The following is a 14,593-nucleotide window of genomic DNA, read 5'->3' on the forward strand; positions in this document are numbered from 1 at the left end:
ATCCCGACCCAGACCGAAGGAACATCGATGACCACCATCGAGAGGCCGACCCGCGGCTTCGCGGACCTCGCCGAGAAGGACCGCGTCGCCGGTCAGCTCTACACCGATCCCGAGATCTTCGCCGAGGAGATGCGCAAGATCTTCTACCGCACCTGGGTGTGGGTCGCCCACGAGAGCGAGGTGCCCGAGGCCGGTTCGTTCAAGACCACCCAGGTCGGTGACCAGCCCGTCATCGTGACCCGGGATCGCAAGGGCAACTTCAACACCCTGCTGAACCGATGCCGCCACCGCGGTGCGACGGTGTGCGACCAGCGCAGCGGCAAGGCGAACGGGTTCACCTGCCCGTACCACAACTGGTCGTACACCCTGGACGGCCGGCTGCGCGGCATCCCGTACCCGGACGGATACGAGGGCGTCGTCGACAAGAACGACTTCCCGCTGCAGAAGCTCCGGACCGAGAGCTACCTCGGCATGATCTTCGCGACGTTCAACGCCGACATCGAACCGCTGGAGGACCACCTCGGCGACGCCAAGATCTGGATGGACCGTTTCCTCAAGCAGTCCAACGGATTTCCGACCAAGGTGCTGGGCAGCCACAAGTTCCGTTTCAAGGGGAACTGGAAGATCCAGCTGGAGAACACGACCGACGGTTACCACTTCCCGATGGTGCACAAGTCGTGGATGGCCTCGGTCGACGCCGAGACCGCCAACATGATGTCGTTCATGGACGACCCGGCCGCCGAGACCCACGCTCTGGGCAACGGGCACAGCGTCGCGATCATGGCGGCCGCACACGCCGACCTCGACGTCGACGACGGCGACGAGGAGATCCAGCCGCGGTTCCAGCATCTCGTGGACGAACTGACCGAGGCCGGTGAGAGTCCCGAACGGATTCGCCGGTACATGCGGTCCATGCACGGTTGCGGGTTCAACCTCAACATGTTCCCGAACATCGCGATGTCGTCGTCGTTCTTCCGCGTCCTCATCCCGATCAGCGTCGACGTCACCGAGGTGTGGCACATGGCCATCGGCATGGACGGCGGTCCGGAGAGCATCAACCGCGAGCGCCTGCGCATCCACGAACACTTCCAGGGCCCCTTCGGTTTCGGCAGTCCCGACGACGCCGAGGGATGGGACCGGGTGCAGATCGGCGCCGGTGGCAACCCGAACATGCCCATCCTCGTGAACCGTGGGGAGAACCGCGAGTACACGACCGAAGAGGGCTGGCCCACATCGCATGTCACCGACGAGACGGGGATGCGCGAGTCCTACGGCATGTGGAAGAAGATGATGAGCGATGACTGACCTGCACACCTTCAACGACCCACGCGTGCTGCGGGCCATCGCGCTGGTGTGGAAGGAGGCCGAACTCCTCGACGCCAAGGACTATCCGGCGTGGGAGGCCCTCTACACCGACGACGCGCACTATGTGATCCCCATCGACCCCGACACCGAGGACTTCGACTCGTCGCTGAACATGGTCTACGACGACCAGCGGATGCGCAGGCTGCGCGTGGAGCGGATGATGCAGGGATATGCTCCGTCCGCCGTCGCGGCGGCACGGACGGTCCGGATCGTCTCCCGCTTCACGGTGTCCGACGTCAGCGACGACACGGTGATCCTGCGGTCGGCGCAGATCCTCAACGCGTTCAAGCGGGACACCTTCTCCACGATCGGCGCCGAGCTCACCCACACCATCTCCCTCGATGACGATGGCGACCGGATCAGCCTGAAAGTGGCACGGCTCATCGACAGCGAGGACGCCGTGAGCGCCTCCGGATACCTGTTGTGAGGAGGAGGCTCTCATGAGTTCGAGCACCAAGGGGATCGCGGTGGTCACCGGCGCGGCGGGCGGGATGGGTTCGTTCGTGGCTCGTCGGCTGCACCGGGACGGCCATCGCGTACTGCTCACCGACATCGCCCTCGAGCCGGCCCAACGGATCGCCGAGGAACTCTCGCCCGACGGCTCGACCGCCCGGGCCGCGATCCTCGACGTCGGGCACCGCCAGAACTTCGTCGACGCGCTGGCGCACGTGCAGTCGGTCTGGGGCACACCGACGATCGTCGTGAACAACGCCGCACTGACCCAGGCGGCCGACCTCATGACGCTCGACGAGCCGGACTTCACCCGGGTGCTGAACACCAACGTCAACAGCATCTTCTTCGGGTGTCAGGTGTTCGGGGCCGCGATGGCCGACGAAGGTTACGGCCGGATCGTCAACATGGCGTCGCTGGCCGGGCAGAACGGTGGCACGGCCACCGGAGCTCACTACGCGACGTCCAAGGGCGCGATACTGACCGTCACCAAGATCTTCGCCAAGGAGCTTGCGGCACAGGGGGTGACGGTGAACGCGATCGCACCCGGCCCGCACGACCTGCCGGTCGTGAAGGCGACCGTACCGCCCGAGAAGCTCGACGCCGTGATCGCCGGAATCCCCGTCGGACGGTTGGGAAGTCCCGAGTTCATCGCGGACATGGTCGGACTCCTGACCGCCGAGAACGCCTTCTTCGTCACCGGTGCCTGCTGGGACGTCAACGGCGGGCTCTTCGTCCGCTGATCCCTCGCACCACCAACAGTCACCCTCCAGGAGAATCGCCATGGCACTCATCGACGTCGTCGTGTCCGACATCGTGCAGGAGACCCCGAGCATCAAGACGTTCTACCTGTCCAGGCCGGACGGCTCGACCGTCGGTGGATACTCGCCGGGAGCGCACATCGACGTCGTGGGCCCGACCGCCATCACACGGCAGTATTCGCTGTGCAGCCGGCCGGACGGCCGTGAGTCGTTCGCGGTCGCGGTCAAGCGCGAGGAGAACTCGCGTGGAGGGTCGGCGGCCCTCCACGAGTTACGGGTGGGGGACCGGTTGCAGATCAGCGAACCCCGCAATCTTCTCGGAATCGATTCCGCGGCAGATCATCACGTCCTGGTGGCGGCGGGCATCGGCATCACGCCCATGTTGAGCATGGCCCGCCACATGGACGTCCAGGGCATCAGCTTCGAGCTCCACTACTTCGCCCGGACCGCTCAGGACGCGGCGTTCCTGCCTCTGCTGCGTGACCGCTGCCCGGAGAAGCTGCACGCGCACGTGGGTATCGACCGCGAGACCCAGGGGCAGGTCCTGACCGGCGCGTTGACTTCCGCGCCACCGAACTCGCACGTGTACGTCTGCGGCCCAGAGGGTTTCATGACGAAGGCGCGCGACATCGCCGAGCGGTTCGTCCCCGCCGACGCGGTGCACTACGAACATTTCCACGCGTCCGAGCCCGCGGGTTCAGACGCGGACACCGCCTTCGACGTCGAACTCGACGGTGAGACCTACCACGTGCCCGCCGACCGGAGCATCGTCGAGGTGCTCGAGGAGAACGGGTGTGACATCGACACCTCGTGCCAGGAGGGCATCTGCGGCACCTGCATCATGCAGGTTCTCGCCGGTGAACCCGAGCACCGCGACAATGTGCTGACCAAGGCGGAGCGGGAGTCCGGAGAGGTGATGGCCGTGTGCGTCTCGCGGACCTCCGGCGACAAGCTGGTACTCGACTACTACTGATCCGTCGGGACCTCGACGCCGAACCGCAGGATGTCGCGTACGAGAGTGCTGATGCTGTCGGCATCGGTCTTGCTCTTGATCCGGGCGCGATGGACGTCGACGGTCTTGACGCTCATGTCGAGACGGCGAGCGATGTTCTGGCTCGGCAGCCCCTCGACCACCAACGCCAGGATCTCCCGCTCACGCGGCGTCAGCAAGGCCACCTTGGCCTCGACGGTCCGCCGGCTGTCGTGGGTGCGGAACCGTTCGACCGCCTTCTCCATCCCCGCCTGGACCGCGTCGAGCAACCGCTGGGGGTCGTAGGGCTTCTCGAGGAAGTCCATGGCGCCGGCCTGCAATGTGGACACCGACATACGGATGTCTCCGTGCGCGGAGACGAAGATGATCGCGACGTGCGGGGCGAACTCGTTGAGCTTCTCCTGCAGCCGCGGACCGCTCATCCGCGGCATCCGCACATCGAGAACGATGCACGCGGGTTCGTCGCCCGAGTACACGGACAGGAATTCGTCGGCGCTGTGACAGATCCGCGGGGAGATGCCGATGCTGCCGAGCAGCCAGTCCACGGACTCGCACAGTTCGGGATCGTCGTCGACGACGTAGACCGTCGCAGTCACACCCGTCGCAGTCATACCCACGCCGCGTCGGCCGTCCAGTAGTTCATGCCGACGGCACTCACCTGGTGACGCCACTCCGTGGTGCGGTGCAGCCACGGCTCTTCCTTCCGGACGGACTCGTCGGCCGCCTCCGGGCCGTCGGCCTCGACCGTCCAGTGCACCCAGTTGACCTCGCGGCCGTGCTCGTCGTGGACGAACAGGTCCACGTGGTGCCAGCCGTAGTTGAAGGTGTCCTCGTAGCAGGTGAGGAACATGCGGTGGTGGGTCTCGGGACGGGGTTTCATCGTCATGGTGTTCCTCTCTCTGGCCGCGGGCGTGCTCATACCGGTACCGACGGCAACGACTTGACGGCGGTTTCGAGGACCGTGGCAACCTCGAACAGCGCGGCTTCGCGTCCGGGTAGGCCGACCACCTGAAGGCCCAGTGGCATACCGGTTTCCGTTGTCGCACCGGGAACCACCACGACCGGGCACCCGAGCAGCTGCCAGGGGCGGCTCAGCACGGGGGACCCGGTTGCCCCGAGACCCTTCGGCGCGGCGCCCGGTGCGGCGGGCCCGACGATCACGGTGTGGTCGCCGAGGGCCTCGGCGAGCAGGTCGCGCGACCGGTCACGCCGGATCAGGGCGGCGGCGTGGTCGCCGGTGGTGATCGCACGCCCCGCCTCGATGAGATCACGCAGTTGTGGGCTGAGGGCCTCGGCATGTGCAGCAGTGGCAATGGCGTCGAGGGTCTTCGCGGCCTCGTGAGACATGACGGTCGCGTGATCGTCGGCCAGGGTCCGCACGTGATCGTCGTACTCGAGTTGACGCGTCTCGATGCCCACCAGACCGAGCAGATCGGGAAGCATGCCGAGGAGATCGGCCATTGCCGGGTCGATCGGATGCAGGTCGCTGCCGCCCCACATCACCACGGTGCCGACGGTCGAGCGTCCGGGCGTCAGCGGCGTTCGCCCGGTGAAGGCGGTGTAGACGTACTGCAGGTCGGCGACATCCCGGGTGAGGAATCCGAGCGAGTCGAGCGATTCGCTGAGGCCGGTGACGCCTGCCAGGCTCGTGGAGCCCTGCGCCAGGACCATCCCCGCCGCACCGCAATACGACGCGGGGCGGGTCAGGGAACCGGCCGTCTGGGTACCCAGCGCAACAGGCACGACGCCCGCCCCGACAGCTGCCGCCGAACCGCTCGACGACCCGCCCGGGGTGTGCTCGTGGTTGTGCGGATTGCGCGTCGGTCCGGGCGCGAAATAGCCGAATTCGGTCGTCACGGTCTTGCCCTGGATCACGGCACCGAGATCACGGAATCGGTTGACGCAGTTGGCATCAGATGCGGCCGGCGCCGGTGAGGTCACCGCCGAGCCGGCGCGGGTCGGGAGACCGCGGACGTCGATGAGGTCTTTGACGGCCAGTGAGACGCCGCGCAGCGGGCGGCGGCCGGGGAGAGAGTCCTCGCGCCGCGCGTCGTCGATCAGGGACGGGGACAGCTCGACCCACGCGCGCAGATCCGCGTCGGTGCGGACGATCTGCTCGCGGACCTGCTGCGTCAGCACCTCTGCCGACACCACGTTCTCGTGGACCGCGGTCGCCTGGTCGATGATGGGCTGTTTCCAGTAGGCCGAGCTCACCGTTCCTCCTTCAATTGATGGGTCCAGTCTGCCCGCTCGCGCAGGGCGGCGACAGTAAAGATTTCCCTCCTACCGCCGTAGGCAACGAACCCCATAGCTTCTAGCCAATACCTCTCACTTCGGCGTCATCAGCCCGACGCCCGTCGACGAAGGACACGTCAATGGTCACCAGGGAAACCGCAGCGACAGCACCGGCGGCCGCGCCACCGGCACCGCGTCGAATCGACATGAGCCGGATGTCACGGCGTGCGTGGATCATCACCGGGATGCTGGTGCTGTTCCAGATCATCGCTTTCGCGGACAAGGCGGTCCTCGGATTGGTCTCCGCCGATGCGATGCCCGAACTCGGCTTGACCGCAACGGAATTCGGATTCATCGGCAGCGCGTTCTTCTTCCTGTACGCGATAGTCTCGGTCATCACCGGATTCCTGGCATCGAAGATCTCGGTGAAGTGGATCCTGTTCGCGATGGGTATGACGTGGGCTGTGCTGCAGTTCCCGATGCTCCTCGGCGGCGGTGCCGCGATCCTGCTCATGACACGGATCGTGCTCGGCGGTGCCGAGGGCCCGGCCACCGCCATGTCGCTCACCTCCGCGCACACGTGGTTCTCGCCGACGCGTCGAGCTCTGCCGTCGAACCTGATCGCGGCCGGTTCGACGCTGGGACCCGTCCTCGCGGCACCGCTGTTGGCCTGGGTCATCGCGGTCTGGGGCTGGCGATGGGCGTTCGGCGTGCTGGGCGTCATCGGGCTCGTATGGGTGATCGCGTGGTGGGCGATCGGCGCCGACGGACCGTACCGGCCGAAGAAGGCATCGCCGTCGGACGTGCCGGCAGCAGACGCCGACCGCACCGACGCCGCCACCGACGAGGTGGCCACCTCCGCGGTCGACGAGCAGAAGCCGGTCGTGATCTGGCGGGCGCTGCTCAGCCTGGCGTTCTTGTCCGCGGTGATCGGCGGTGCCTCGAACTTCTGGGTCCAGGGGTTCCTGACGACCTGGCTGCCCCAATACCTGGGCACCGTCGTCGGACTCTCGCTCGGCGAGGTCGGCGCGATGACGACCGTGCCGTGGGTGGTCGGCGCACTCGTCCTGCTCGGGTTGGGGGCACTGGGTCATCGGATGATGCGTCGTGGGAGCTCGGCACACCTGGCCATCGCGGTTCCGTTCGGTTGCGCCGCGGTCATCGCCGGCCTCTGCTTCATCACCATCCAGGCGACGTCGGGAATCACCGCGGTCGCGCTGCTGTGCCTCGCCGGCGGATGCAGCCTGGCGTTCCCGATGACCGCCACCGCGATCGGGTATGCGGTGGGTGCTCGGCAGCGCCCCATCCTGATGGCGACGCTCGGTGGTGTCGCGTCCTTCGGCGCGGTCATCTCACCGATCCTCGTCGGCTGGCTCATGACCGACGCCGGCTATGTCTCACCGCCCAAGGGCGAGAAGCCCAGCGCGGACATGGCCGCCAACATGGCCGACGGCGTGCACCAGGCCTTCACGATCACCGGGATCGTCCTGCTGGTCGGCGGCGCGCTGTGCATCGCCTTCCTCCGGCCCGAGCGGCTCGGCGCCACCCTCCAACGGCGTCACGTCAAGAACCCCGTCGACGCGCCGAGTTCCTGACGCGTCTGCCCTGACGACCCGACACACAGGAGAAGCCATGTCCGACAACCTGCTCAGCGCGATCGACCCGACAGCGTTCCGGAATGTGATGGGCCACTATCCCACCGGCGTCGTGATCGTCACCGGACGCGATGCCGGGGGTGCGGTGCTGGCCATGGTCGTCGGAACATTCAGCTCGGTGTCGATGGACCCGCCGCTCGTCTCGTTCATGCCGATGAAGACCTCGCGGACTTTCGAGAAGATGCGCGAGTGCGAGTCGTTGTGCATCAACATCCTGGGCGGCGACCAGGAGGACGTCGTCCTCACGGTCGCGCAGCGGTGGGAGGACAAACTCGCGGGGATCGACTGGTTTCCCTCACCGTCCGGCGACCCCGTGCTGGCCGAATCGGTGGCGTGGATCGACACCCGGATCCGCAACGTGGTGGAGGCCGGCGATCACTGGATCGCACTGTGCGAGGTGCGCGATCTCGCGGTCACCAACCCGGTGTCGCCGCTCATCTTCTTCCAGGGCGGCTACGGCAGCTTCGTGTCGACGTCGTTGATGGCCCGGATGGACCACGAGATCCTGCCGACGATCCACGCCGCGCACACGGCGCGTCCGCAGGTGGAGGCACTGGCGGCGGCACTGCGCGGCGAGGTGTCGGTGCTGACGGCGGTCAGTCGCGACGAGATGGCGGTGGTGCTCTCGGCGACCGGACCAGGTGTCGACCGCGAGGAAGGACTCGCCTACCGGATCCCGATGGTGCCGCCCATCGGCGACACCTATGTGTTCGATCAGGACGAGGACACCCAGACCCGGTGGCTGGCCAAACTGCGCGACGCCGATGACGATGTGCGCGAGATGCACCGAGCGAGGCTGGATTTCGTGCGCCGGCACGGTTACCTCGTGTCGTTTCTCCCCGACGATGGGCCGACGGCCTATGCGGAGATGCGGGAGGCCACGCGATCCTACGAGAGGGGACGACTCACCCCGTCGCAGGAACGCGACATCTGCGCGTCCATCGGCAAGTCGCCTGTGGACTATCGGATTCGGGAGCTCGAGCCCAACGGCACATACGACGTCGGATCGATCGTGCTGCCCATCCGCGATCCGCGCGGCGGCTACTCGATGACGCTGCGACTGTCGCAGCTCCCGGCTGGTGCCACGGGTGCCGAGATCGACGACTGGATCGCACAGGCTCGCGCGGTGGTCGGGGTCCTCGAACGATGACTGGTACCGACCACACGATCGCCGGTCTCGTCGCCCGGATCGAGACGCTCGAGGCCGAGGCCGACATCCGCCGGATCCAGGCCCGGTACATGTTCCTCTGCGATACACCCTGTCCCGAGCCGGTTGCCGACGACGCGGAGCGCATCCAGCTCATCGTCGACCTGTACACCGACGATGCGGTGTGGGAGGGCGTCGGCGAGTACTACGACGGTCAGTTCGGGCGCGCCGAGGGCAAACAGGCGATCCGCGAGCACTTCCAGCGCTTCTGGGGTGAGAAACGTGATCCCGCCCTGCTGCTCAACGCCCACTATCTGACCTCCGAGCAGATCCACGTCGACGGGGACCGGGCGACCGGTCAGTGGATTCACATGCAGCCGTGGCTGTTCTCCGACGGCACAGCGCTATTGCGCTCCAGCCGGTTGAACAACGCGTTTCGCAAGGACGACGGTCGGTGGCGGATCACCCGCACCCGCACGGAGAACGTCTTCATCGCGCCGCTGCGCAAGGACTTCGCGGACAGTTTCCCGTCGGCCTCGGTGCTGATGCGCTGAGGCGTTCGGTACCGGTGGCGATTCATGCGTCCGTACTCAGTCGGGCCACGGCTCGACTAGGCCGGCGACGAGTCCTGCTGCGACGCCCGTGCGGTGGCCGAGGAGACCCGCTTGTTCGCCGCCCGTATCCAGGCAAGTACGCCTATGCAGTCAGGGGATCGGATGGTTCACGTGATCGCTCCGGGCGGTCACGCGCTCGGCGTCGTCGATGTCTCCGTGGTGGACGGCCGGGTCTCGCGCATCGACATTCGCCGCATGGCGTCGCACACCGCGTCGGTGGTGGCGTGACCGGCGGTGTCTAGAGCCCAGCGGTCTAGAACGGCGGCGGGTTGGCGTCGTCCCAGCGCTTCTCGGCGCATCGAATGCGTCGGAAGGCTCTGTCGCGCAGCTCTTTCAGTTTGTCACCTGCTGGATGATCGGGCGGCCGGCTGGGGTTCAGCCGGTTGAACAGGTCGCGCCCGTTGTAGGCGTTGCCGACGAACATGTGGCCGGTGGGTGTGGTGAACCAGGCTGTAAGGAACTCGTCCTGGTAGTCCTGCCAGCTGGTGAAGGTCTTGATGCGATGGTGAAACCGGCACAACGGTTTGAGGTTGCGCGCATCGGTCGGACCACCCCGACGCGGGTCGGCGTGGTCGAACGGATCGGTGTGGTCGAGATCGATCTGCCAGACCGGCGCGTTGCAGCCGGGGAAGGTGCAGCACAGTTCTCCCGCACGCACCAGCGCCTGGAGCTTTTTCGACGGGGCGTATCGCGTCGTCGACCTGTCGGCGTCGGGTTCGGCCGGTGCCGGCTCGACATATGTGCGTCGTGCTTCGTTGAGGAGGGTTCGGGCGGTGGCGGCGTCGATGATGCCGTGGCGGTCCAGGAACGCAGGGTCGTCGTCGAGTCCGATCAGCGTCGACAGGTTCACCACGATGTGGAAGGTCGCGCGCGGAGCGTGCGATGGAGACGTTGAGGCATCCGCAGTCAGTGCCTCGAGGTCTTGTTCCGAACCGGATTCGGTTGCGGCAGCGGTGCAGTCGTCGCACCGGCATGCCAGCGCGGCTTCACCGCGGGCGAGTGCTTTGAGGGCGTCGGCGCGGCGCTGAGGGAAGTTCCGCGGGTCATCGGCGTGTACCGCGGCGGCCATGGACGACAGGCGGGTGTCGAACTCGGCCGCATCGGCGACCGGCAGCGTGCCCGAGATCCGGGACTGCCCGGGCGTGAACCGATCAGGGGTGACCGTCACCTTTCGATCGCCCGCCACCCGCTCTTTGCGTCGGCGGATCGCGTCGGGCGCCCACTTGGCGACGATGGCGTCGACCAGAGCGGTAAACCGTGCCGTGGACATCGGGGCACGCGCGAAGATCGTCTCGGCCAGGTGCGCGTCCACGGTCTGCATCTCGTCGGCATCGGTGATCAGGTCGGTGCGTTTGAGCGCGATCAGGAAACGGCGCTTGTCGATCCGGCCGCACGCCAAAGCGTGTCCGGTGAACGACAGCCGGTAGCGCAGCGCGTCACCGGCCTCGATGAGCTCTTTCGCCTCGGCCGGTGTCACCGTCAGGGTGGCACCGACCTCGGCGATGGCCTGTTCGAGCCCGTCCGGCCCGAACTGTTCGTAGGGGTTCTCCCCGGCCGCCACCCGCGCCGACAGGTTCTCGAAGGCCTCGATGGAGTCGAGCTCGCCGCTGTGCACCTCGGCGCGCCGCTGCGCATAGTCCATCTCGCGCTCGTCGTGAATCAGGCTGGCCACCACCATCATCCGATGAGCCGCCGACGCTGCCAGCCCGGCGCAGTGATTCAGGACCTCGATGAGTTCGGAGGCGGAGAGTTCGTCATCGGCACGCAGGCGAGGTTCGACAGAATCGCTCAGTGCGCCCACTGAAGTAGTGGATCCGGCCCCCGCCCCCGATGACATACTCCAAGAGTACTCGAATATACGTTCGAGTCAAGGGCGGCCTGGACATCGAGGACCGATGCTGCCGAACACGATTCGGTGGTCCGAACCCGCTCCCGTGCGATCTGCGCGAGAACTTCGCGAAGAGCTTCGGGTCGGCCTCGGTGTTGATGCGCTGAGCGGGGATGCCCCGGCGACGCTGTTCTTCCCCGCCGATCAACCCGGCGCGGGTAGGCTCAAGCGTCCGTGCAGGAAATCGAGGAGGTGGTACCCGTGAACGAACTGACGATGGTGCCCCTCCCGGGAGTCACGGTCGGGCGATAGGTCGCCCGGGGGTGCCGCACATGTGCAGCACTCCGAAAGGCATGACCATGCACTTCTCCTCAGAACAGATCGTCGGCGCGGGCGTCATCGAGCGTGAGTTCACCCTCGATGACTTCTGCGGCATCCTGTGGACGCCGCCGGACGCTTCGCTGTCCATGCCGGTGCCGCTCATTCTCATCGGCCAGCCCGGCGGGTTCGGGATTCGACGGATGTATCCCCGTCTGGTCGCACGGGCGCTCAGCGCCGTGGCGCATGGCTTCGCCGCGGTCTCGATCGAGCTTCCCGGGGCGGGCAGCCGTACCCCGTTGCCCGGTGCGGATCAGGCTCGGGTCGACCTCCGCAGTGCGATCTCCGCAGGCCACCCGCCGGGAGCCGACGTGATCGACCGGCTGATACTGCCTCTCGTCGATCGGGCGGTTCCCGAATGGCGATCACTCTCGACCAGGTCCTCGGACGCCCGGAGATCGCCGAGAAGGTCGGATTCTCGGGTGGTGTGATCGCGGTCGGCACGCGCCTCGCCGCGGTCGACTCACGCATCGCGGCAGCCGGGCTCTTCGCAGGCAGCTACGTGCCACGCACGACGATGGAGGAGGCACGCCGGGTCACCATCCCATTGCATGTCCTCCTGCAGTGGGATGACGAGGGCAACGACCGGGGAATGGCTCTCGATCTCTTCGACGCCTTCGCGTCGACCGAGAAGACTCTCTGCGCCAACATGGGTGGCCACACCGGCGTCCCGCACTTCGCGGGCGAGGAAGCCGGTCGCTTCTTCGCCCGCCATCTAGGCCCGGTCGTCGGCTGAGAGCCATTCCCGTGCCCGGCCGTCGGTCTGTGTTCTGAGCTCAGGACTCAGTCCGGCGGACCCGGCCGGAGCGGCTCGTCGTCGAACGGCCAGCCCGAGGCCTCGAGATGACGACGGACGCGGTCGATGTCGGCCTCGTAGGGGAGGTCCTGGGTGATCGCGGTGATCTTCACCGCGGCATCGATCTTCGAGATCGGCTCCACGGGTGGTGGCCGGCTGCCCTGCTCGCTGATGAGGTCGGCGGAGACGCTGCGCGCTTCCTCCTCGCTCAACTGCCGCCGCAAGAGTGCGAACAGCGGGACGAAATCCTCCTGCGGTACACCGTTGGGGTAACCGGCGCGAAGCCAGTCCACCACGCGTTTGAGGAACTGAAGGCGCTCGACCACTCCGCGCCTACTTGTAGCCGAAGGGGAAGACCTTGATGTCGAGGTAGTAGTAGATCGTCTGACGCGTGATCCACAGCAGAGCGGTGACGATCACGAGCGCGACGACGGCGAAGATCGCGTAGCCGAGCGCGCGCATCGCCGGGCTGCCCGTCGAGATGGTCCCGTCCGCGCCGACTCCGCTCGATCCCTGCGCGTGGCATCGCAGTCCCACGGCGAACAGTGCGGGCAGCCCGGCGCCGAGAAGCAGGCCCACGAGCAAGACCTTGGTGATCGATTCGACGATGTCCATCGGTGTGCGAAGTCCTTTCGGGGTTCGTCGGGGGCGTCAGGCGACGGGGGTGTTGGGCGACGACGTGGTCGGCTCGACCCCGTCCGCCGGGATGATCGAACCCGTGGACTCGTCCCAATCGGCGTTGACGTTGGTGGAGTCGATCTTGTTCTGCTGCGCGCGCCAGTACATGTAGCCCGACGCCGCGATCAGCACGACGAAGATCGCGATGGCGCCGGCGACGTCGCCCAGCAGGTGCGCCAGGTAGTAGCAGAGCGCGCCGACAAGGCCGGCCGCCGGCAGGGTGGTGAGCCACGCGACGGCCATCCGGGCGGCCACCGACCAGCGCACCTGGGCGCCCTTCTTGCCGACGCCCGAGCCGAGGATCGATCCGGTCGCGACCTGGGTCGTCGACAGTGCCATACCGGCGGCACTCGACGTGAGAATGATTGCGGCGGAGGAGGCCTCGGCGGCCATTCCCTGGGGCGAGCTGATCTCGACCAGGCCCTTGCCCAGGGTTCGGATGATGCGCCAGCCGCCGAGGTAGGTGCCGATGGCGATGGCCGCGGCGCAGGAGAAGACCACCCAGAACGGCAGGCCGTGGCTCACAGTCGAGGCGTCGAGGTGGCCGGTCACGATCAGTGCCATCGCGATGACGCCCATGGTCTTCTGCGCGTCACCGGTGCCGTGCGCCAACGAGACCAGTGAGGCACTGGCGATCTGCCCGTACCGGAAACCGGCCTCCTTGCGGTTGGCCTCGATCCGTCGCGTGATCGCGAAGATCATCCAGGTTCCGCACGCCGCCACGATGCACGCGATGACCGGAGCGAACAGCGCCGGCACGATGATCTTCGAGAACACGCCGTGCCAGTTGATGCCGGAGAGGCCGATCGCGGCGATGCCGGAACCGATGAGCCCGCCGAACAGGGCGTGCGACGACGAGGACGGCAACCCGAACAGCCAGGTGAAGAGGTTCCACAGGATGCCGCCGATGAGGCCGGCGAAGATGATCAGCAGTGCGGTCGTCGGGGTGAGGCCGGCGACGATGTCGCCCTTGTCGTCCCCGGACGTCTGCTGGATGTTCAGGACGTCCTTGGTGATGGTGGCGGCGACCTCCACCGAGAGGAACGCGCCGACCAGGTTGAGTACGGCCGAGATGCCGACGGCCACCTTGGGTTTGAGGGCGCCGGTGGCGATCGAGGTCGCCATCGCGTTACCGGTGTCGTGAAACCCGTTGGTGAAGTCGAATCCGAGTGCCGTGATCACCAGCAGCACGAGAATCAGCATCTCTCCGGTCATGCAGACAATGATGCGGCCTGACCAGCCGATTCACCTAAGTATTCGATGTCGGGAATGCCCGTTTCATCTTGGCGCTTTGCCGGGGCAGCCCGATCTGTTCATCTAGTGTTCATCGACGCCCGGCGAGATCGGATGGCCGACAACCAGTCCCAGCGCGCCTTCGGTGAACCGGGTCACCGGACCGACGGCCGCCTCGAGTGCCTCGTCGTAGCCGTCGCGAGCCCGCCCCCAGAGTCGGGCGTCGTCTCTCGACTCCGCCGGTGTCACGCCGATCACCGCGACGAGCTCGCCCGTTGTCGGGATGCAGATCGCCCAGACGAAGCGGGTCTCGCTCTCCCAACCGGCCTCGCCCGCGTCGACATACCCCGCCGGGTCGGTGACCTCGAGACGAGACAACGCCGGGACGTCGGTGATCCGCTCGTCCGCACGAAGCGCACGCAGATACCACGTCCCGGCGTTGATCTCGACTGGTTGCACAGG

The 14,593-nt window shown here is 66.8% G+C and carries 16 protein-coding genes and 1 pseudogene; 9 read left to right on the forward strand and 8 right to left on the reverse strand.

From position 1 onward, the window contains the following. Nucleotides 1-27: 27 nt before the first annotated feature. Genes ACSUZC_RS08580 through ACSUZC_RS08595 form a run of 4 tightly spaced genes read left to right on the forward strand, consistent with a single transcriptional unit; the run spans nt 28 to nt 3,549 of the window. Nucleotides 28-1,305, forward strand: a complete 1,278-nt coding sequence (locus ACSUZC_RS08580) for an aromatic ring-hydroxylating oxygenase subunit alpha (RefSeq protein WP_439032413.1) — start codon at nt 28-30, stop codon at nt 1,303-1,305. Next, on the forward strand, nt 1,298-1,792 hold the full coding sequence (locus ACSUZC_RS08585) for an aromatic-ring-hydroxylating dioxygenase subunit beta (protein ID WP_439032414.1): 495 nt from the start codon (nt 1,298-1,300) through the stop codon (nt 1,790-1,792). The genes ACSUZC_RS08580 and ACSUZC_RS08585 overlap by 8 nt, the downstream gene beginning before the upstream one ends. Before the next feature lie 13 nt (nt 1,793-1,805). Further along, nucleotides 1,806-2,558, forward strand: coding sequence for an SDR family NAD(P)-dependent oxidoreductase (locus ACSUZC_RS08590; RefSeq protein WP_439032415.1), 753 nt, complete (start codon nt 1,806-1,808; stop codon nt 2,556-2,558). A 40-nt stretch (nt 2,559-2,598) separates the two neighbouring features. Beyond that, on the forward strand, nt 2,599-3,549 hold the full coding sequence (locus tag ACSUZC_RS08595; RefSeq protein ID WP_439032416.1) for a PDR/VanB family oxidoreductase: 951 nt from the start codon (nt 2,599-2,601) through the stop codon (nt 3,547-3,549). Here ACSUZC_RS08595 and ACSUZC_RS08600 read toward each other — a convergent pair. Genes ACSUZC_RS08600 through ACSUZC_RS08610 form a run of 3 tightly spaced genes read right to left on the reverse strand, consistent with a single transcriptional unit; the run spans nt 3,543 to nt 5,781 of the window. Beyond that, on the reverse strand, nt 3,543-4,178 hold the full coding sequence (locus tag ACSUZC_RS08600) for a response regulator transcription factor (RefSeq protein ID WP_439032417.1): 636 nt from the start codon (nt 4,176-4,178) through the stop codon (nt 3,543-3,545). The genes ACSUZC_RS08595 and ACSUZC_RS08600 overlap by 7 nt on opposite strands. Then, nucleotides 4,175-4,453 (reverse strand): hypothetical protein, encoded by a 279-nt coding sequence (locus ACSUZC_RS08605; RefSeq protein ID WP_439032418.1) that lies wholly within the window; start codon nt 4,451-4,453, stop codon nt 4,175-4,177. The genes ACSUZC_RS08600 and ACSUZC_RS08605 overlap by 4 nt, the downstream gene beginning before the upstream one ends. A gap of 29 nt (nt 4,454-4,482) precedes the next feature. Then, on the reverse strand, nt 4,483-5,781 hold the full coding sequence (locus tag ACSUZC_RS08610) for an amidase (RefSeq protein ID WP_439032419.1): 1,299 nt from the start codon (nt 5,779-5,781) through the stop codon (nt 4,483-4,485). A 161-nt stretch (nt 5,782-5,942) separates the two neighbouring features. Between ACSUZC_RS08610 and ACSUZC_RS08615 the strand changes: the two genes are divergently transcribed. From ACSUZC_RS08615 to ACSUZC_RS08630, 4 genes are all read left to right on the forward strand, one after another. Further along, on the forward strand, nt 5,943-7,397 hold the full coding sequence (locus ACSUZC_RS08615) for an MFS transporter (RefSeq protein ID WP_439032420.1): 1,455 nt from the start codon (nt 5,943-5,945) through the stop codon (nt 7,395-7,397). 37 nt (nt 7,398-7,434) lie between these two features. After that, nucleotides 7,435-8,607 carry a flavin reductase family protein gene (locus ACSUZC_RS08620; RefSeq protein ID WP_439032421.1) on the forward strand — a complete coding sequence of 391 codons (1,173 nt, stop codon included), beginning with the start codon at nt 7,435-7,437 and terminating at the stop codon, nt 8,605-8,607. Next, on the forward strand, nt 8,604-9,158 hold the full coding sequence (locus ACSUZC_RS08625; protein ID WP_439032422.1) for a nuclear transport factor 2 family protein: 555 nt from the start codon (nt 8,604-8,606) through the stop codon (nt 9,156-9,158). Before ACSUZC_RS08620 ends, ACSUZC_RS08625 begins: the two co-directional genes overlap by 4 nt. Before the next feature lie 93 nt (nt 9,159-9,251). Continuing rightward, on the forward strand, nt 9,252-9,446 hold the full coding sequence (locus ACSUZC_RS08630) for a hypothetical protein (protein WP_439032423.1): 195 nt from the start codon (nt 9,252-9,254) through the stop codon (nt 9,444-9,446). 25 nt (nt 9,447-9,471) lie between these two features. Here ACSUZC_RS08630 and ACSUZC_RS08635 read toward each other — a convergent pair whose 3' ends face one another. Further along, nucleotides 9,472-11,055, reverse strand: coding sequence for a DUF222 domain-containing protein (locus ACSUZC_RS08635; RefSeq protein WP_439032424.1), 1,584 nt, complete (start codon nt 11,053-11,055; stop codon nt 9,472-9,474). 350 nt (nt 11,056-11,405) lie between these two features. Here ACSUZC_RS08635 and ACSUZC_RS08640 point away from each other — a divergent pair. Then, nucleotides 11,406-12,160, forward strand: a pseudogene (locus ACSUZC_RS08640) (alpha/beta hydrolase). Between the two features lie 47 nt (nt 12,161-12,207). On the opposite strand, the gene ACSUZC_RS08645 reads toward ACSUZC_RS08640, so the two are convergent. The 4 genes from ACSUZC_RS08645 to ACSUZC_RS08660 form a co-directional block, all read right to left on the reverse strand. Next, complete coding sequence (locus ACSUZC_RS08645) at nt 12,208-12,546, reverse strand: DUF3349 domain-containing protein (RefSeq protein WP_439032425.1); 339 nt, start codon at nt 12,544-12,546, stop codon at nt 12,208-12,210. A gap of 7 nt (nt 12,547-12,553) precedes the next feature. Then, complete coding sequence (locus ACSUZC_RS08650; RefSeq protein WP_439032426.1) at nt 12,554-12,835, reverse strand: hypothetical protein; 282 nt, start codon at nt 12,833-12,835, stop codon at nt 12,554-12,556. A gap of 36 nt (nt 12,836-12,871) precedes the next feature. After that, nucleotides 12,872-14,113, reverse strand: a complete 1,242-nt coding sequence (locus tag ACSUZC_RS08655; protein ID WP_439032427.1) for an inorganic phosphate transporter — start codon at nt 14,111-14,113, stop codon at nt 12,872-12,874. Between the two features lie 102 nt (nt 14,114-14,215). Continuing rightward, entirely contained in the window at nt 14,216-14,590 is a 375-nt protein-coding gene (locus ACSUZC_RS08660) for a hypothetical protein (RefSeq protein WP_439032428.1), read from the reverse strand. Nucleotides 14,591-14,593 lie beyond the last annotated feature (3 nt).

This window comes from Gordonia terrae (assembly GCF_051789125.1).
Classification (GTDB): domain Bacteria; phylum Actinomycetota; class Actinomycetes; order Mycobacteriales; family Mycobacteriaceae; genus Gordonia; species Gordonia terrae_A.

Bases quoted from the DNA above. Each gene is read 5' to 3' on its own strand.
- ACSUZC_RS08635 (WP_439032424.1), bottom strand. From the start codon at position 11,055: ATGTCATCGGGGGCGGGGGCCGGATCCACTACTTCAGTGGGCGCACTG.
- ACSUZC_RS08585 (WP_439032414.1), top strand. From the start codon at position 1,298: ATGACTGACCTGCACACCTTCAACGACCCACGCGTGCTGCGGGCCATC.
- ACSUZC_RS08615 (WP_439032420.1), top strand. From the start codon at position 5,943: ATGGTCACCAGGGAAACCGCAGCGACAGCACCGGCGGCCGCGCCACCG.
- ACSUZC_RS08605 (WP_439032418.1), bottom strand. From the start codon at position 4,453: ATGACGATGAAACCCCGTCCCGAGACCCACCACCGCATGTTCCTCACC.
- ACSUZC_RS08655 (WP_439032427.1), bottom strand. From the start codon at position 14,113: ATGACCGGAGAGATGCTGATTCTCGTGCTGCTGGTGATCACGGCACTC.
- ACSUZC_RS08625 (WP_439032422.1), top strand. From the start codon at position 8,604: ATGACTGGTACCGACCACACGATCGCCGGTCTCGTCGCCCGGATCGAG.
- ACSUZC_RS08590 (WP_439032415.1), top strand. From the start codon at position 1,806: ATGAGTTCGAGCACCAAGGGGATCGCGGTGGTCACCGGCGCGGCGGGC.
- ACSUZC_RS08650 (WP_439032426.1), bottom strand. From the start codon at position 12,835: ATGGACATCGTCGAATCGATCACCAAGGTCTTGCTCGTGGGCCTGCTT.
- ACSUZC_RS08595 (WP_439032416.1), top strand. From the start codon at position 2,599: ATGGCACTCATCGACGTCGTCGTGTCCGACATCGTGCAGGAGACCCCG.
- ACSUZC_RS08600 (WP_439032417.1), bottom strand. From the start codon at position 4,178: ATGACTGCGACGGGTGTGACTGCGACGGTCTACGTCGTCGACGACGAT.
- ACSUZC_RS08580 (WP_439032413.1), top strand. From the start codon at position 28: ATGACCACCATCGAGAGGCCGACCCGCGGCTTCGCGGACCTCGCCGAG.
- ACSUZC_RS08620 (WP_439032421.1), top strand. From the start codon at position 7,435: ATGTCCGACAACCTGCTCAGCGCGATCGACCCGACAGCGTTCCGGAAT.